This window comes from Hoylesella shahii, from assembly GCF_937990675.1.
Classification (GTDB): Bacteria; Bacteroidota; Bacteroidia; order Bacteroidales; family Bacteroidaceae; genus Prevotella; species Prevotella shahii.
Genome location: NZ_CALKQY010000045.1, coordinates 1 through 19,607 on the forward strand (window position 1 = coordinate 1; position 19,607 = coordinate 19,607).

The window sequence follows — 19,607 nt, forward strand, 5'->3', positions numbered from 1 at the left end:
CGCAGTTGGTAGCGCACTACGTTCGGGACGTAGGGGTCGGGCGTTCGAGTCGCCTCATCCCGACCATCAAAATTATCGGCCACGCATTGGTAACAATGTTGTGGCCGATGTTTTTTTAACGTGCATTCCACCCTCTAACAGTTCATTCGCCATTGCCCATAAGCGTGCTTTTATGCCATGTTGTTTATGTTGTCTTGTGTCTTTTGCTACACTTTATTGGGCTTTACATCTGTAAACGCCTTGCCAATTGTAAAAAATCTGTCATAAAATTTAACATTATGAGTGCCTTTTTTCTAACCCTTTGCCTGCTCGCTCGTAAATAATCGATTCTCGCGAAGGTTTCACACAGCGAAAAACATGTACAACCAACTAAGTCTAATAAAACGAATTTTCGGCTATAAAAACCGCGTTTTACGCAATTTTTGAGGCTATTTGTAGCTAAACACCCTGCTAAATGTAGCAAAACGCAGTGCTAACTCCTACTAAACGCAGTGCTAACTCCTACTAAATGCAAGGCTAACTCCTACTAAATGCAAGGCTATTTGGTGCAAAACGCAGAACCAAATGGTGCTTTTTGCTAGTTTTTAATAACCCTATCAGCTCACCAATGGCAAAAAAATAGGGCTTTTTGAGGTGAAAAACCACCTAAAATAGGGCCTTTTAGGGGTAAAAAGTGGCTTTTGGGGGAGCGAAAAATTGAGCGTTGGCGAGCAAATAGAAGGGTAAAATGGTGCAAAATGACCATTTGGTGCTCAATTTGGATGTAAAAATTAAAGTGTATGTGACCTAAAAGTGGGCAAAAAGCCTACTTTTTGCCACCTCTTTTCTCTAGAAGGGGCTGGCTTGAAGAGTGTGTTTTGTAAAGTTTTATTACCAATATTAACAAAACAAGCAACCTAAATGCATTTGCACAATAAGCATCACACCCCTTTGTTTGGTGCCACACCCTTCATTTCGCAGCATTATTTGCTTGTTTTGAACATAGTTGTCCTCCTTTTGTGGTGCAAACAACTCCACCCTGCAGCAACAAGCACCATTACAATTACAAGCTAACGCCCAATAAAGCAGAAGCGTTATTGGCCAAAAACACTACGGGCAGACAACAACAAAAAGGCAATGAGCATGCAGCCAAAAACCACTATGCTTCATTGCCTTAATAACCTTCTATTTTTCTTTATCTATAAACCTTCTGTAAGTAGGCCTGCTGGCTCAACACCATTACAATGGCCTACACCTTCTTATATATAATCTTGTTTCTACCCGTAGTAAGTTGCAATAGTTCTCTGTTTTCGGCAATAAAACTATCGATGTGACGCACACGTTTTTCTTCCAAAATCTCGTCAACAGCGATAAGAATACCCGTTTCTTCCACATCGCCAAAACCGTAATTGATGGCCGTACCAAAAAGTTTCATTGTAGGACTGAGTCCCATATAAGCGTTTACCAAAGGCGGAATGTTATAGCCCAAGGCGCGCACCTCTCGGTTCAATATTTTATAATCCTCCTTAAAATCGTCGGCACTAAATAGTTCTTCCAGTTCCTTTGGGTCGGTTTCGATAACCAGAGGCTTCATCGGCGTAATCAAATTTTCCTTATCGTCGAAGTGTTTCTTCAGAAAATACAATATCATGTCTCTGCCACGGCGTATGTAAGAGGGGTACATGGTCATCTTACCAAAGAAATATTTCAGTTTAGGATTAATCACTGTGAGTGCTCCAAGGCCATCCCACAAGTTATCGAGTGCAAAAATGCTCTTCGCTCCCTTACGAATACTCTGATATTCAACAGCCACAAACGAGCGTCCCAGCTCCACGGTGTAGGGCATATATTCGGTAAGAAAACGATTAGAGAACTTAAACATATGACTTGTGGCCAACAAAGGCTGTCCATCGGCATTCATTTTCCAGTCGGTACCATATTGAAAACGATAGCCCCCAATAATATCTTCGGCATCAGGATTCCACACAATGAGTTGTTTATACCCACCTTCCATCGTGTCAAATTCATCAATGTCGAGCGCCTTTCCCGTTCCACCGCCAGCATTTCTAAAGGCAATCTCGCGCAATCGGCCAATCTCGCGCATCACATTGGGCGAGTCTTGAGCCGTAACGATATAAATTTCGTTATTGCTCTTATTGGTTAGGCGCAATTGTTTGCTTGGCGTTAGTTCGCTCTTTAGCAATTGTTTGTCAACGGGTGGGATGACTATTTCTTCCATTCTTCCTAGGATTATCGTTTATGGCTTAGGGGGTAGGTTGCCTGCATTGGCATTATTGGGCAGCTGATACACAACATCTTGTACCATTTGCGCCCATTGCAGAGGCGTGCGACTTTTATCAAACGTCTGCCAGGGTATAGGCTTTCCGATGGTTACGTTAAACGTTTTATGCCTATTCTTGTACATTTCGTCAACGAGGAACAGCATTGCCACGTTGAATTTCACGCCCAAACGTTTACAGATGTTAGCCAATCGGTAGAAGAAGTTCGAGTTTTGCCCGTCAAAATGTATGGGCACCACGTCTCTCTGCGTTTCTACGCTCTTAACCACAAATGTCTTAGTCCACTGCAAGTCGCGTATTTCGCCCTTTGTTTTGCGGCTACACAGTCCGGCAGGAAACATCATCATGTGCTGTTGTCCTTTAAATCCAGCCTCAACCATTGCAGGGAAAGCACGACTTTGGTTGCCAGTTTTGTTAATCGGAATACATAGCGGAGCCAGTCCGGGGAGGTTCATCAGCAGGTCGTTAACCAGATAACGAAAGTTGCCTTCGTAGTGTCTACCCACGATTGCCCCAAGCGCCACCCCGTCGATGCCACCCAAAGGATGGTTAGACACGAGTGTATAGAGCTTCCCATCGTCTTTAGTAGGCAGGTTTTCCATGCCTTGCACGTTCAACGTAAGGTCAAGATAACGCACACAAGCCTCCAACCAATCAACACCCACCAATGCGCGACTTTCCCAAAGAAAGGCATTCACCTCATCTTGATGCACAATATGCTTGAGCCATTTCACCAATGGCCTCGGCACAAGACGCGCTTTATTGCCCATCTTGCTTCGAAGGATGTTGTCTATGTCTATGGTTTTCTCCACAATGTCGTTCTATCAAAACAATACTAACAATTTGCAAAAATAACACTTCTTTTTTTAATTCGGCTGTTACCGACCTTAAAAAATGCGTCCTGATTTTGTATTTTTCTTATTACAGCCATGTTCCCTCCCCCACATCATTGTGTTAACAGGATTGTTTGGCTGTTTTTGTGCTTTTTACTTTCACCACTCACACCTCTATAAACGCCGAAAAGGTTTGAAAACCACAACGTGGCTTATATAAAAACTGCGCCACACGGTGTTTCCAAACCTTTTCTACATTTATATTTTTACTACACTGCCCCTAACAAGAGCAACCTTTAGTTGCGCAAAGGCGTATTGTGCAGCATCGGGATTTTACTTCTTACCTTTTTTATTACCGCCTTTTTTATCCATCTTGGCCCAATATTTTGCGCCCTTAGCCTTAAGTTCGGCAGTGAAAGCTTTGGCATCGGCAAGCGCTTTAGCTTCATCTTCGGGCGAAGCGTATGCGTGTTTGTAACCCTTCACCTCGTTCCAATGACCACGTGTAAAGTCGGGAACCTCTACGGGCAAGCATCCATTGTCCATCGAGATAGAGCCAAGTTCGGCCAAGCAGCACCATTCAGCCAGGTCGTACACGTCCATATCGAGTGGCAAACCATTTTGCAAGCAATACACCAAGCGGCTATCCATGATAAAGTCCATACCACCATGGCCACCAACTTCCTTCGCTTCGTCGCCATATTTTTTCACAATCGGACTAGTATAGCGTTCAACGAGTGCCTTCATATCGGCTTCTTTCAGGTATTCGTGTCCCGAAATCTTGTCGCTCGAAGGCTTAACGCCAGCATCTTTCAAGTCGCTAGCCGAGAGTGCATAACCCTCTGTGGGGTATTTATTGGCAAAACCCTTTGTTCCCGTTAGCTGATACATGCGGTTATAGGGTTGAGGAGTCATCACATTGTGGATAATTTCCATCACCTTACCCTGTTCGGTGCGAATAAGTGTTGTGGTTTGGTCGCCATTGCGGAAGTTTTCGCAAGCCTTACCATCAAATTTCTCAACCAGTTTTTTGCCGTTAAACGAATGTGTATCCATAGCAATAAGGGTGCGCATGCGGTCGCCACGATGGATGTTAAGCACCTGAGCGATGGGGCCTAGGCCATGTGTGGCATACACATCACCACGGAAATCCTTGTTATAACGCAAGCGCCAGCCCAGTTTGTCGTCGGGTCCGTTCTTCCAATAATGTTGCCAGTAGGGCGACAACTCGTGGCGATAAGCACCTTGTGCATAGATAACCTCACCGAAAAGTCCCTCTTGCGCCATGCGCAACGAGTTGAGTTCGAAGAAGTCGTAGCAGCAGTTTTCAAGAATCATGCAATGCAAACGACTTTTCTCGGATAGGTTTATCAGTTCCCAAATCTCGCGCATATTCATTGCCGAAGGCACTTCGATGGCCACATGTTTGCCATTGAGGAGGGCTTCTTTGGCCACGAGGAAGTGGTGAATCCAGTCGGTGGCGATGTAAACAAGGTCGATGTCGGTGCGTTTGCACAAATCCTTATATCCGTTTTCTCCATAATAAACGTCGGCAGCAGGCATGCTAGCCTTCTTCAAATACTTCTGACAGTCGTCTGCACGGTTCTTTTCATAGTCGCAAAGGGCCTTAATTTCGATGCCAGGGATATGTGTCCAGCGTTCCACAGCACCAGGCCCACGCATACCAAGACCAACAAAGGCCACGCGCACCACCTTTAATTTAGGAGTTGCAAGATTGATAGCTGATTGTTGTCCGGCCTCTCTTTGAGGAACTTCGGTAACTAATGTGCCGTTAACGTTTTTGTAAGGCCAGTTAAACTGAGCCTTCATGGTTTGCGGAACCAGCATAAGGGCCGCAAGCGAAAGCTGTACAAGTAGTTTTTTGCGTAACATATTTAAAGCTAATTTAAATTTTAGTCGTTGTATGCAGGACATGATTGTTTCAGCAAAGGTAATAAATAATGTTATGAACATGCGCTTTATTTTGAAAAAAACACTATTCTTACCTTTGTTATGTACTTTAATATATGTTTTACACAACGCAATACGCCCCGCTACGATTATCGAACGGGGCGCAAGGACTGTGCAAACACAGCGAGATTAGAGTTTTTGGTAATAAGGAAGTCGGTTGAGTGGCACGTCGATAGTAATTGTTCGTCCGCCTTTCAACACTCGTCCGCGGTCGTCTTTCCATTTTCCAGGGGGCAAAACCACGGTTCGGCTATTGCCCGCATCAACCATCGGCGCCACCATATACTTATCACCAAGCATCCATTGGTCGACTATTTCGATGTAGCCTTGATGGGGATAAGCGTACTCAAGACTTTGAACAATGGGTTCGCCAGTGGCTGCCGACCTGCGCGCGCATTGCAAAATGTAGTGTCCGAAGGTGGCATGAAGCTGCGCCATGGCCTTCACAGCCTGCAAATGCTGAGGGTTGAGAATGCGCCAAGGGGCAACCGAAAACTGCATCATTGGCATTAAGGCATGAACCTGGGCCGAGCGCACAATGAGTTTTTGGTCGAACTGACTGGCATCAATACCTAAAAAGGTGCCAAACGAGCCTCCACCAATCATATCAGGACAAGCGTAAGCATAACCAAGCAAGCCTGCGGCTATCATGTCGGGGATGAGTAAGCGCACGGCCTGCCACGAATAATCTTTGTCGCCCAAGCGTTGCACCAATTCTTTTCCGCCCATTTGCCAACCAGCTCGGTACTCGTTAAAGGGAAAAGCAAGACCAATTTCGGCCCAAGCGCGTGTGTGTTCTACCGAAGCTAGGCGCTTTCCGCCATACGACACAAGGTCGGAACGATGGTAAAAATGGTTATCGCCACCATCAAACTTAAACCCGTCGATACCATAACGCTGCTGCACGTCGCGTAAGAGCGTCACAAAGTGTTGACGAGCTTGAGGGTTGGTAAAGTCGTACACCGCACTTTGCCCGTTCCACCATTTGATGATAGCTGGCTGCGAAGTGGAATCATTCAGCAAATAGCCCTTTTCAGCGAGGTCGCGATACTCAGGAGAGTCGGCCGAAACAAACGGACACACCCACAACATCACCTTAAAACCCATCTCGTGCAAGCGTTTCACCATGTAGGCAGGGTTGGGAAAACGGTCGGGTTTAAACTCGAAGTTGCCATAATGTCGCTGCCAGTTATCGTCTATCATAATAATTCCAGGCGGGAAACCATTCTTCACAATGTCTTCGGCATAAGCCAACACGTCTTTTTGATTTTGATTGTACATCAATTCTATCCACGTGTTGTATTGAGGCATGGTAAAAAACAAGCTATCGGGCAATATTCCGCTCGGCGGGAAATGCTCGCGCATGGCCGACAAATAAGCTTCGCGAAGACTTGAGCCACCAGTTTTAAGCTCTATTTCGACCACAGGCGAGTCGAGATGCAGGTTGCCTTGGCTCACACTAAAGGTAAAAGGCTGGTTGCTCCATAGGTAGCGCCCTTTATTAGATATGAGCAGGGGCGAAACCTGATTGTTGTCGTTGCGGTTGAAAAGATTAAACGGCGATAGTTCTTTGGCAAACGGCATTTTCGAACCTAAAGCCGTAGCCCCGCCCCACCAACGTTCGCCGGGCTGCGACTTGATGTCGATGATGTGCTGAGCATGAGAAACGAGCGCAAAAGCAAGCGCAAAGATGAGGGTAAGACTGCGCTTGTGCATATTCTCTTTGAGGAGTAAAGGAGTAAAGAAGTAAGTAAATAAGTTAAGACTGCGTTTGTGCATATTCTCTTTGAGGAGTAAAGGAGTAAAGAAGTAAGTAAATAAGTTAAATGCTTTGGAGTGAAGAGTAAAGGAGTAAAGGAGTAAGGAGAAGGAATTAAGTAAAATGCTTTTCACCTTTTCAGCTTTTCACCTTTAAAATCCTAATGCTTCGTTGCATAGTGAACAACACTCTTTGTCTACGAACAAGGCACACCACTCCCCCGTCTCTTGGTGAGAGACAGGGAGTGAGGCCAATTGTGTGCGAGCGAATGAGACATTATCTTCTATTTCGCAATGTATTCGAGGGTAAGTGGCGTTGTAGCCTTGCTCACAACTTCATCGTTGGGCTTTATTTCAATGCCCTCTTTGAGGTCGATTACTACTTTATAATATCCCGCTGCCGAGGGAATGGTGAAGCTACCAGGACCACTACCAGGATTAACAAATGGAGAATTAAAGGCTGCATTGGGCAATCTCAAGGCCTTTCCACCACGAGGATAGGTAACATAGAAAGCCACATCGCCACCCCAACCAAAGTTATAGAACGTGCCTTCGTATTTTCCTGCGGCCGTACGAGCCAAAGGAATTACCTTTTCTGCATTCCAAACAATGTCGGTTGCATCTTCTCTGGGAGCCAAACTCCAGCCATCCATGTAGATAAATTGTGGGTAGGCCGAGGTAGGACAAGCATAAAACTCACCATTAAATAGGTCTATGCGCGTGTAATATTTGTCGTCGGCGGTCTTCAAGGTCCAGGTATCGTTACCCACTCCCTCAAACAAATCGGTGCTACCTTTAAAAGGAGCAAGGCTGAATGGAGCCGATATTGTTTGTCCTTTCTTCATATCGAGCATGCCTTCGTACACATAACTATTGCCCCATTTGATGTTTAGCTTCTGACCATTAAGCGTGATAGCCGATTGCATCTCTTGCCCATTGATGGTTACTTTACCATTGGCGAAGGTGAGCGACTTACCCACTCCGCTTACTTTAACCATAGTGCAGACACCCTTTTCAAACTCAGCGCGTATGGTAAAATTACCTTTATCTGTTACGGGGAAGCTCTTATTCTTATCGTCGGTGTTGCTCATCACGATATTTTTTCCATCCCAGAGGATGTATTTCCCAGTAGAAGGCTGCTTCAATCTGAACACTCCTGGCGAGGTACTTCCCCACATACCCACTTCAGGATCGTCGCCTTCGGGGGCAGTCCAGGTGTAATATTGTGCGCCATCATACCCAAACCCCTTCATCGCCATTTTGTTTTTGGGTTCTGTTATCTCACCATCTTTCCAGTGCCCAGAGATAGTTCCAAGGATATAATAGCTCTCCGTGGCATCTAAAGGAGCCCAGAAATGTTTCTCGCCCTTTGTTAGTTCGAAGGTAACAGGATTGAACGACACCTTAAACGAGGCATCTACATCAGCACCAATAACGATAGAATCTTTGCCCATCGTGGCAATTTCGCCAGCCGTTGTACCCCAGTAGATACCCGAATTATCGGCCGTTGCGGCAACAATGCCTTTGGTATTGGCCGGGAAAAAGATATCGTCGGCCACGGTAAACTCATCGCCATTCTTTGTAAGGGGATAGACTTCGCCTGTAGAAAGAAAGAGATATAACTGCGTAAAGGTGGGAGCCGACACATTGGTTAGGTCGAAATCCTGTATCAGTTCGCCATTGCGTGTATTGTCTAGACGCACCCTTAGTTTCAGGTTTTCGGTCTTAGCGTTCTTGGGAAGAGCCACCAGCAGGTCGGTGTTAAGGTTAAAACTTTGTCCCAACAAGCTTTGTTGTTTGCGCACAAGCGTGTCGCCAGCGGCATTGGTAACGGTTATCACATATTGCTCTAGGTTGCGTTCGTCGGTCATTTGTCCCGAAACATTTACTTTGTCCCCATAGAGCAACCCGTCTTGGGGTGTCACCTGCAGTTCCATTTGTGGTTTCGGACCATTTTTTTCCATGCTTATAGCGTCGTTGTTGTCGCTACATCCCACCAGTGCGAAGGCCAATGGCAGCACGAGTGAACAAGAGATTGGCTTGAACATAATGTTATTTTTTTAGTTATGCTTTTACAAAAATATTTGATTTATACATCCATCGCAGCACGAGGAGTACGATAATGCCCTGCACAGCCGCATTCAACACGGAATAATAATCGCCTAGCAGGGGCTTTAATCCATAAAAAACCGAATCGGTTATAGAAGAGAAACTCACGTGTTCGCCCACCATATAAGCCACAAGCGAATTGCTTCCGTAGAAGCGCAGCCACATCAATCCACGCGTTCTGCCCTTTAGGTCGACCCAATAATAGGCTGCTCCCATAAGCAAAAGACAGATTCCGCCCGACAAGAAGGTCATTGAGGTAGACCAAATATGCTTAATGATGGGCACAACACCACTTAAGGCAAAGGCCAACACTATCAACAAGAGGCCTTCAAACAACAGAATGCGCAGCTTGCTTGTGTTTTTAAGTCCAGAGCGCAGCACCATTCCGGCCATGCATCCCATATAAACCGTGGCCACAAAGTTGAGCGAAGACAGTATCCAGGTGTAGTGATAGGTGGGTTCCCAGAGCCATTGGTTGCCTTGCCACACCACTCCATCGCGCCAACGACCCAACACTTGGCGGTCTATCTCCTCGCAAATGTTAACATCGATGGTGAAATCCATCTGCCCCCAAATGGCAAACACGGCCACATAGGCCAGCATGCAGCTCGCCACAACAGCCAACTGCGTGCGCCAAGAGGTGTAAACAAAGAGCAAGGCCACCACCACATAACCCACTGCTATGCTTTGAAGGGTGTTGCTATAAAGATGGAGTTGGCGCAAATCTAGGGCCAAAAGGTTGCCTTGAGCCACCATTCCCAACAGCCATAACACCATAAAGCGCCTGAACAAACGCAGTAAGAAATGGCCTCGGTCGGCACATTTGCCACGCTGATACTTGCCCATGGAGAAGGGAATGGTGATGCCCGACATGAACATAAACAGGGGCATGATGATGTCCCAAAAGCAAAAGCCCTGCCAAGGCACATGTGTTATCTGTCCAAAAAGCGCTTCGCCGAAGCTTCCTGGCATTGGTCTACTGGCCTCTACCCACTCGTACACCACGGGTTGGAATAGCACTAGCAGGGCTAAATCCATTCCGCGAAGTAGGTCGAGCGACAACAGACGCGACGATTGCTGTGCCGAGACACTACCATTGGCACCTTTTGAGCATTGCGACACTTGCTCCTTATCGTTGTTTTGGGCCGACGAAGCAGCCTTAAGAGATAGGTCTGAACGAGTCATTTGCCTCGCTGGTTATTACGATTTAATGTGTTTATGCCCGATGATTTGCCTTAAACCGATGGTTTGTGGCTGCACATCGCCATTATTTCTTACTGAAAACAAGGGTGGAACTACCTGCTTTGGCGTTCTTATCTTTGGCCACGGTGATAGCAATGTCCATATCGTTATAGCCCTTTTGCTTGTCCCACACAGTGGTATTAGCCAACCGCACGGCGTATACAGGGTTGTTTCTTAGGGCTTTACTACCATCGGGTAGCCACAACTTCAACTTATATTTGCCCTCAGGCAGATTGCTTGGAAGTTTTACTTGCAACTTAAATGTAGCCATTCGTTCGGGTTGAACCTGGCGTAAATCGATGTCGGTGGTGGCCACATACTCGCTACTGTTGTTTTCAGAGCAGAGCACTAGCACCACGGGACGTGCATTATACAGACATGCAGTGCCAGCATTGCCAAACGTAAGATTAAGAGAGAGGTCGCTACCAGGAGCGTTTTGTTCGGTAAATTCGGTCTTATTCAGGAAGATACGATAACCCAGCAGTTTCTTTATCTTATTGAAGTACCCACCTTTTTTCCAATTATCGAGCATCGGAGTGTAGTAGGCATCGTTTAAGAACGACCAATGTAGGGTTTGGATTTCGGCCAAAGCTTGGTCGCCAGTAGAGAGAACAGCCCCCTTACCAGGGTTAGCAGTCTCGCCTCCCAGTGGCACAAACAAGCCCTCTTGTGCCACATACATCCTATCATTCTTCAAATCTAGATAGGTACCCATATTGGTTTCATTGGTCATAAAGGCATCGTTGTGATGACCAATGCGTGCGGCGGGCGTGTTTTTAAAAGCAGTTTCGGGCGTCAGTGCAGTGCTATTGCCCAAAAAGTCTTTCTTATACTTAGGCACTCTCACCTGTACACAGCGCTCCGCAGGCAGCACTTCAAGCCATTTGTTCAGCAGTTCGGCATACGAAGCAGTGTTGTTAAGCTTGTTTGTTGAGTAATACCACTCGCCCCATGCGCCTATAAAACCAGCCTGAACGCAGGCAATAACACCCACTTGTTCGTGGAGTGTGGGTTTTATTTGGTCGAGATGGCGCTTGATAATGTTCATAGGCGCGTCTTCACCTTCTTGAGAATTTGTGTAAGCAAAGCGCAAGATGGCCTTCAAACCAGCTTGTTCTACCAAGTTGAGGTCTGCAGATAGCTTCGTAGCGAAGGTTTCGGGCAGGTCGGTGTTACGATATTGGGGCAGGTAATACATCAGTTGCACCAATGTTTTGCCTTCACTTCTTAGTTTTACAAGACTACTTAGCGAAACGCTTTCAGTGGCATTACACTCCAACTGGGTGTAAAGTCCGCGTTCGGGATTAGCTATTTCGTCGTTGCTCTGCCTGTAAGTAACGCTCTTTAATTTCACTTCTGTCGTGGGAGGCGTAATGTTATCAGGTCTCTCGTCATTGTTGTTGCCTCCACATGCCATAGCCATAAGCACCATCGCACTAAGCAAGAGGTTGTTTAGATGTGTCATTTTGTTGATTGTTTAAGCCAGGCCGACGCTGCAACAACATCGGCCCAGCATTTTACTTATTGATAACCAGCATTTTGTTTCACTGCTCCCTTGCCATCAATAATGGCCGACAAGGGCAGTGGATAAAGCTCTTTAAAATCTTCGGCATAAGGCGAATTATTGATATTCTTTACCCATTGCGCGAGCTTATGATGGCGAATAAGGTCGGCACGGAACTGTCCGTTCTCGCACCAGAACTCGTGCCAGCGTTCGGTTAAAATAGCATCAAGCACCTTTTCGGGAGTGTTTAGCGCGCTAGCCGACAGCTTTTCAATGCCTGCACGCTGGCGAATGGTGTTGATAAGGTCAACAGCCTTGGCCAAGTCGGCTGCAGTTGCGCCTGTTTTTTGCGAGAGCGCCTCGGCCAACGACAAATAAACGTCGGCATAGCGATAGAGAATCAGGTCGATGTCTGAGTGTCCACCAGTGGCGCTCACACGTGTATCGTAGCCCATTTTCAAAGCAATCGGTCCCATTGCCAGCTTTGCTTGCGGCGTGTTGCGGTCTATCTGGTCGCCTGTCGAACTGGTATAGGTGGTTAGCAGCTTCGTTCTGCGCACGTCTTTAGCATCAAACGAGTCGTAGAATGCCCAAGTACTGGTCACTGTTCCCCATCCTCCGCTCATTCCTCCCTGAGCAAAGTCGGTGGGAAGCACCATCATGTGCCATTGATTGATGCTCGGTCCATCGTAAGAACAGGGCAAAGCATAGATAATTTCTTTGTTTGCCGAGCCTTGTCCGCCCAGTTCAAACATCTTTACATAGTCTCTTTGCAACTGATAACCATACTGCGGAGCCATCATTTCGCGTGCAAGGGTCTCCACCTTATTATAATAGTCTTTGCTAACAGGTGTTTCGTGCAAGTAAAGACGTATGAGTAACATCTTAGCAAAGCCCCTGCTAAAGCGACCATATTCGGCTTTATCGGGCATGGGCAGATAATCGGCAGCAAACAACAGGTCGTCTTCGATGAACTTAACTTGTTCTTCGCGCGACAAACGAGGCAGGGGTTGTTCCTTCAAAGGGTTTTTCAACACCTCTAACGGTGCAATAACCAGCGGGCCATACATATCGTATAGCGTGTAAGTGAGGAATGCACGGGCGCATCTCACTTCGGCTTCGTAGGCCTTTTTCTTGCTTTCGTCGATGGGGGCACGAGCGATATCGTCTAGCGTAAGCGTGCAAGTGCTAATTTTATTGATGTATCCACCGCTGTAATCGGTGGTGTTTCGGGTAAAATAAAACCAGGTTATCTCTTCGCTTGTTGGGAAAAAGTTAAGCTCTGCTGCCATCTTTTGTGCACCAAAGTCGCCTGTGAGGATGCCTGTTGTGCAATCGTTCACAAACATCACGCCTCTTTCTGAGGGCGAATAGAGTCCATCCCACCAGTTGCCACGCAGCGGATAGTAGCAATTCATCACCAAAGCCTTTACGTCGCTTTCGTTTTGGGGGAAGTTATTGGGGTTTATCTCCGAATAGTCTACAGGCGTTAGGTCGGAACAGGCTGTGTTTAATGCCATAGCTGCCGATGCCAACATCAGGGTTAAGCCTTTTATTATTTTCATCATTGTTGGTTTTTACGATTAGAATGTTACGTTAATTCCCAAGCTATAGGTACGGGCATTGGGATAAGATGCTGCATAATAGTCGGTCTCGGGGTCTATGCCCTTATACGGCGTGATGCAGAACAGGTTGTTGGCGCTTAATGATAGGCGAACGCGCGAAACCACTTTGGTGTGCGAGAGCCATGTGCGAGGCAGCGTCCAACCCAGACTGATGTTGGTGAGACGAACAAACCAAGCCTGTTGATAATACCAATCGCCCGAGGTATAGTTGTTTGCCCAGCCATTAAACGATGTGGGTTGGGTGGTAGAGGGATTGTCCCAAGTCCAGCGATTTTTTATTTTTCGCAGGGCATTATAGCCATAACGGGCTAGGTCTCCGCCTCCAAGGCCGTATGCCATCTCGGTTGGGTCTTGCATTCTTCGCCCAAACATACCATTAAATTGTATATTCAAATCGAAGTTTTTATATCTTAAGGTGTTGGTTATACCAGCGAGCCATGCTGGGTCTTGCGAACCTAGCAGCACATTATCGGCTTCGTCTATCATTCCATCGGGTTCTCCAGTGAGCACAAAACGTCCATTTTGGTCCACCACGGGTTGCTTATTACTGTCGCGTTGATAACCGTTGATGTCTTTTATCACTAGTTCTCCTGGTCGCAACAATGGCTGTGCGCTGGGCACTTCTTCGCCAATCTGCAGGATATGGTCGGCCAAACGAGCATAAATGGGTCTTATGGGGTCGTCCACACGTTCGTAAACACCCGGTTTCCAGTCGGGTGTGCGCTCCTTCCAACGGTCTTTATACGCGGTAAAAGTTAGGTCGGTGGTCCATTTAAAGTCGCGTGTGTCGATGTTTTTAGTATTAATGGTAAGTTCCACACCTGTGCTTTGGGTCTTACCCACATTGGCCATCACCATTGTTACTTCTTGATAGGCGTTCAATGGCTTATAGTTCAGCAGGTCGGAAATCACCTTATGATAAAATTCCACACTGGCAAGGATGCGGTTATTGAGGAAACCCATGTCCAGTCCTACGTTCCATTCGGTGGTTGTTTCCCACTTCAGGTCGGGGTTTTCCAGTCGGGTACGCTTCACACCGATTATCTTTGAGTTGTCTTCTTTATTAAAAGCGGTCTGTGCCGAATAGCTAGCAAAGGCATTTGTACCGATATCGGAGTTTCCTGTTTGTCCCCAACTCAATCTCCATTTCAACATGCTTAGCCATTCAATGGGCTTCATAAACGCCTCTTCGCTCATGGTCCAACCCAATGCCACCGAGGGGAAATAGCCCCATTTGTGGTTTTTGGCAAACACGCTAGCGCCGTCTGCACGCATTGTTGCGGTGAGATAATAGCGGTCTTTCAGGATGTAATTGGCGCGGAAGAAATAACTTTCCATCTTATTTTTGCTATATCCCGAGCCCACTCGCCTTTGTCCGGTGCCTGCATCAAGGTTGTGGTATCCAAAGGCGTCGGTAAGGAAATCGTTGTTGCCTGCTCTCGAGGTTTTAAATTCGAACTGTTCGAACGATGTTCCAGCCAACAGCGACAGCTTATGTTCATCGTTAAAGGTGCGCGTGTAGTTGGCTGTGGCTTCTAACAGATATTGGTTATTGTCGTTATTGTAAACATCGGCATTGCCATTGGTGTTTCGTCCCCATAGTGTTGTCTTGGGTTCGTAGGTACCTCTGAACACATTGGTGCGGTCGAGTCCTGCATTTAGCTTTAGCGTAAGCCCTTGTAAGGGGTTGGTTTCAAGGAAGATATTACCCAAAAAGCGGTCGGTGCGACTTTCATCTATGTTGTTGAGCAACGAATAGGGGTTGGGTTGCGTTCCCAAAAGGGGGTTGATGGGATAGAGTCCTGTTGATGGGTCAAAGGCTTTGATATGCGGACCCATCTGCACTGCGGCCCTAATCATACCCGATTTCTCCCATCGTTGACCGCCTAATTGTGTATTGGCGTTGTCTATTCGTGTGAGAGTGAGGTTTAAACCGAGCTTAAAAATATCGAGAAATTTCTGGTCGATATTGGTTTTCAAGGTGTATCGCGTCATACCAGAATTGCGAATTATACCTTGATTATCGAAGTAGTTAAGCGAGAGCATGTACTGTGTGCCCTTCGAACCACCACGCAAACTCAGGTTATGTTCTTGCACACTACCGTTGCGAGTAATCAAACCCAACCAGTCGGTGCCTGCGCCTGCGGCTGCTATCTGTGCTTCGGTAAAGGGTTGTGTGTAGGCCAATCCGCCTTTGGGCGCTCTAATTGCGGCCTCAAGGGTTTTTCCTCCCCAGGGTCCAACGCCGTTTTCCCACACCCAGTATTCCCAAGTCGACTTGTTTTTTTCCACCATCCACTCTTGAAGCGATAGCATGTCGTACTTGTCTGAATACTTTTGGTAAGAGTAGTTATACGAATAATCCACCTGTGGTTTGCCCTCAGCACCGCGCTTGGTGGTTACAATCACCACGCCATTGGCTGCACGAGCACCATAGATAGCTGTTGCCGAGGCATCCTTGAGCACCTCCACACGTTCAATATCATTGGGGTTAAGAAAGTTGAGCACGCCTTGTGTACCGGGGTCCATACGGTCGTTTACGCCTTGTGGCTGGTCTATCTTGGCAATAGGGAAACCATCCACGATGTAAAGTGGGTCGTTTTTGGCATTAACCGAGCCAGCACCACGCACCAAGATATCGAGACCGCCACCAGGCTGGGCAGAGTTTTGGCGTACATAAAGGCCTGCTGCCTTACCGGCTAGGGCATGAGCGGCCGACGCAACGCCGGCCAAAGCCACATCTGAACCTTTAACCGAGGAGATGGCGCCTGTTAAATCGCGCTTCTTCATCTTGCCATAACCCACCACAACAACCTCGTCGAGCGAACGACTGTCTTCGCTTAGCGTGATGTCTAATGTTGACTTGGCCTTTACTTCCTGCGAGGTAAAACCGATGTAACTTACCGACAGACTACTGCCCACGGGCACTGTGAGCGTAAATCTACCATCCAAATCGGTAACCGTGGCTAGCTTCGAACCCACCACCTGTATGCCGGCACCTATCACTGGCTCGCCGTTAGTGTCGTGAACATAACCTGTTACTGCGATGGTTTGTACTGGCATGGATGTCATTGGCGTGACTACCGCGCGGTTCCCGCCCAATGCTTGAAGCGGAAAACACATCGTCGCCCCACCTGCAATGAGCAATGCAGAGAAGCATAAATTTACTTCATGGCGTAATTTCATACTGTTGTTTTTTAATATAGGATTTAGTTGAATATCAAAAAATGCTTGTAAAATTAGAAACATTCCGTAAATTCTAGTCTATTTTACCCAATCTTTTAATGTTTATAAACAGATATTTGATTTGCTTGTAAACTAAATTATGAACAGTTATGCTGCCTTCAGCTTCTATAAAACGCGTATATTTCGAGCATAAACATTTAAACAAGGTGCTATCTTGCCATGAAATAAAGTGTATTTGACAACATACAATTTGCAAAAGAATGTTTATCAACTAAAGTTTAAATCGCTTTTGAGCGAAATGAATTGTGCCTTAAGATATGCATACACTATTCTTTTTAGAACCATTTTTGGATATATTGCTCGTTTTTGCCGAAAAAATAAAGATGCAGAACAATGAAGTTGAGGCATTCTCTGCCTCATTTTTAACGCTTTGCTCATGCAATTTCGCCCACAACTGTGCATAAATAATCATAGAAAAGTAGGCTGTCTTTTTTCTATATCAACCGAAGTTCAGGACAATTACCTACACTTTATGCGGGTGTTGACGGCCTTCGATTGGTATGTAATTTGTAAAATACACGGTAAACACCGCTGCCAGTTCAACTAGTAGTGACAAAGAAACAGTATTGTTAACCAAAAAATTGCTAAATACATACTCGTACAACACATTTATTATTGTTCACCTCGTCCTCCAGTTTGGCACATTTCGGCATTTCTGTGCAGCATTATTTGTTTCGCTTTTTATCATATTATTATCGTATCTTATATCATATCAGTACTATTAGAAGAAATACACCTTTCGCAAAATACGATATTTTGAAGCATTTATTAGAAATTTAAACTTATTTTGAATTGCAAAACAATCTTTTTTCTTATTTTAATGAAAAAAGAAAGGAAAACATTTGGAGGTTAAGTTACAAATATCTATCTTTGCGATGTACTTAGTAATCTTTGCGAACTAAAACGCTAGATTAACTTGCAAATCGCGAAATAAAAAATCGCGAATCAACAACAAGGGACTTATGCCTTGCCCTTACAACCGCCATTGAACACATGGCGAAAATGACGAACCAGAGAAAAATAATAAAAATACAATAATATACAATCGAGGGACTTGTGTTTTAGCCACAAAAACAACCGTAAGGGAACGGATAAGAGCCACAAACAAAGACGCAAAACACAACTAAAGGCGAACACAATATCCAAAAACGCATAACAAACTGGCGTAATGCTCGATTGACTATACCTCTCAATGCTCCGCTGAATGAGCGGACACCTAATATGTATTAAGTAAATAATCTAAACTGATGTTGTATGAAGAAGGTAGTATTGTTTGTTTTTATGTTACTGCAGCTATGGGCCTGCGGACAAGTAAAGTACAGAGAAGTGCTAAGCTTGGCCGATGAGTTCGTATCGAGCCTTGAAACGGACTACCAAAGCTACGGATTACTCGGAGGCGTAGACAAAATTCGATACACCAAGGATGGGCTTTACCAAGTATTTCCCATGGGAAGGCTCATCAATGTGAAAATCGATAGCATGGCCTCTGACAACGACTACGAACAATTGCGACAGGCATTAGCCGCTCATTACTCCGATGATGGACGAGTGAAGCAAGTTTATCGATGCCACGCGGGCACGATAATGATAGACTGCCGCAACTAATTTAGTGTTACATACTGTTGTTTGAAGAAAGGGCGCGGCAGTAAAGCCACGCACGGAGGCACGCTAGTTTCTTTTTACATTTAGGTTGCCTCTGGCGAGAACTCTATGTGTCGCGACCCTTCAATCTTTTTCTATGCCTTGCTGTTTGCTCTTATTCTTTTTCCAGTAAGGGGCTTTTTCTATTTTCAAAGTTGTTTTTGGATGATGTTTATGGCGCATGATTACTTGTTTTGCGCAGTGTTTTTGGTTTGTTTCACTGATAATGGCTAGCAAAACTGTTTCTAACGCTTGTGCTTCGTTTTGTTTTTCCTTTGCGCACTCAGGTTTTTCTTCGTTGCTGATGGTCTGTTTAAGCTGTAATTTCTGTTCGTTTGGCCAGATTTGGGCCTAAATCTGTTAGGCATTCCGTACTTTGTAAAATATTTAGCATGATTTTTAACACAAAAATCGAGGTTTTTAGCAACCAACCACCTACTAGCTCGTAAATAAACGATTCTCGCCGGGCTTTGACGGTGTGAAAAACTCACTTCACTAACAAAGGTTGACTAAACGACTATTCTGTGAAATAAACCGTATTTTTCACGACTTTTGGTGCGTTTTGCAGCAAAATGCATGGCTAAATGCAGCAAAATGCAGTGCTAACTCCTACAAAACGCAGTGCTAACTCCTACTAAATGCAAGGCTAACTCCTACTAAACGCAAGGCTTTTTGGTGCAAAACGCAGAACAGAATGGTGTGTTTTGTAATATTTTGACCAACTTCTTACCTCAGGAACAATAAAAAAACGCCTGTTTTTGGTCGTAAAAACAACGTAAAAAGGGGGTTTTTAGCACCTAAAAGTCGGTTTTGAGACGATGAAATAATGACTATCATTCTCAAAATAGAAAGGCTATTTGGTGCTAAATGACATATTTGCGCTAAAAATCGACGCAAAACAAAACGCAAAAGGGAGAAAAATGAGGCAAAACAGCAGTGTTTTAGTAGATTTTTTCTCTAGAATGTATTGCACTAGAAGGGGGTATTTGCAATATCTTATTACTCATATTAACACTTTACAGATACAAAAGAGCTTATTATCCTAAAGTCTTAAGTTGGATTTAGATTTTACTCAAACTGGTCATTAGAACCTAAACATATTTTGTTTTATTGTAGAGCAGATAGCCAGTCTTTGTAACGCAGATGTAGCGAGCTATGCTAAGTTGTAAAAACAGACAAGATGCCGACTAGAAAATAAAAGATGTTAGGAAACAACACTAAACAAGAATTTTGGAAACACTGTGGCTTGATGATCGATTGGGGTTTAAAATTGGCCTTATACAGCGCCCATATTTCGACCTAGCGAAACCTTTCCAAAGATAGATTGAGATTAAACCCCAATTGATTACGCCAGTTCGGGATAAAAAAGTGCCCTAAAAAGTTGGTAATCTCGCTATTG

10 protein-coding genes are annotated in these 19,607 nt (G+C 45.3%); 1 reads left to right on the plus strand and 9 read right to left on the minus strand.

The features are described 5' to 3' along the window. Positions 1 to 1,228: 1,228 nt before the first annotated feature. From QME03_RS06680 to QME03_RS06720, 9 genes are all read right to left on the minus strand, one after another. Positions 1,229 to 2,218: a GNAT family N-acetyltransferase gene (locus tag QME03_RS06680; RefSeq protein ID WP_025815598.1), complete on the minus strand. Its 990-nt coding sequence runs from the start codon at positions 2,216 to 2,218 to the stop codon at positions 1,229 to 1,231. Positions 2,219 to 2,236: 18 nt separating this feature from the next. Continuing rightward, complete coding sequence (locus tag QME03_RS06685; protein WP_281723856.1) at positions 2,237 to 3,091, minus strand: 1-acyl-sn-glycerol-3-phosphate acyltransferase; 855 nt, start codon at positions 3,089 to 3,091, stop codon at positions 2,237 to 2,239. Positions 3,092 to 3,445: 354 nt separating this feature from the next. Further along, positions 3,446 to 5,005: a Gfo/Idh/MocA family protein gene (locus QME03_RS06690; protein WP_110370085.1), complete on the minus strand. Its 1,560-nt coding sequence runs from the start codon at positions 5,003 to 5,005 to the stop codon at positions 3,446 to 3,448. A gap of 207 nt (positions 5,006 to 5,212) precedes the next feature. Then, positions 5,213 to 6,799, minus strand: coding sequence for a glycoside hydrolase family 31 protein (locus QME03_RS06695; RefSeq protein ID WP_281723861.1), 1,587 nt, complete (start codon positions 6,797 to 6,799; stop codon positions 5,213 to 5,215). A gap of 326 nt (positions 6,800 to 7,125) precedes the next feature. Next, on the minus strand, positions 7,126 to 8,889 hold the full coding sequence (locus QME03_RS06700; protein WP_281723857.1) for a hypothetical protein: 1,764 nt from the start codon (positions 8,887 to 8,889) through the stop codon (positions 7,126 to 7,128). 16 nt (positions 8,890 to 8,905) lie between these two features. After that, on the minus strand, positions 8,906 to 10,135 hold the full coding sequence (locus QME03_RS06705; RefSeq protein WP_410521760.1) for an acyltransferase family protein: 1,230 nt from the start codon (positions 10,133 to 10,135) through the stop codon (positions 8,906 to 8,908). Between the two features lie 82 nt (positions 10,136 to 10,217). Next, positions 10,218 to 11,657 carry a DUF4832 domain-containing protein gene (locus tag QME03_RS06710; RefSeq protein WP_281723858.1) on the minus strand — a complete coding sequence of 480 codons (1,440 nt, stop codon included), beginning with the start codon at positions 11,655 to 11,657 and terminating at the stop codon, positions 10,218 to 10,220. Between the two features lie 56 nt (positions 11,658 to 11,713). Beyond that, on the minus strand, positions 11,714 to 13,264 hold the full coding sequence (locus QME03_RS06715; RefSeq protein WP_281723859.1) for a RagB/SusD family nutrient uptake outer membrane protein: 1,551 nt from the start codon (positions 13,262 to 13,264) through the stop codon (positions 11,714 to 11,716). Positions 13,265 to 13,279: 15 nt separating this feature from the next. Continuing rightward, positions 13,280 to 16,507 carry a SusC/RagA family TonB-linked outer membrane protein gene (locus QME03_RS06720; protein WP_281723860.1) on the minus strand — a complete coding sequence of 1,076 codons (3,228 nt, stop codon included), beginning with the start codon at positions 16,505 to 16,507 and terminating at the stop codon, positions 13,280 to 13,282. 1,314 nt (positions 16,508 to 17,821) lie between these two features. On the opposite strand from QME03_RS06720, the gene QME03_RS06725 reads away from it, so the two are divergent. Next, positions 17,822 to 18,172: a hypothetical protein gene (locus tag QME03_RS06725; RefSeq protein WP_025815600.1), complete on the plus strand. Its 351-nt coding sequence runs from the start codon at positions 17,822 to 17,824 to the stop codon at positions 18,170 to 18,172. Positions 18,173 to 19,607 lie beyond the last annotated feature (1,435 nt).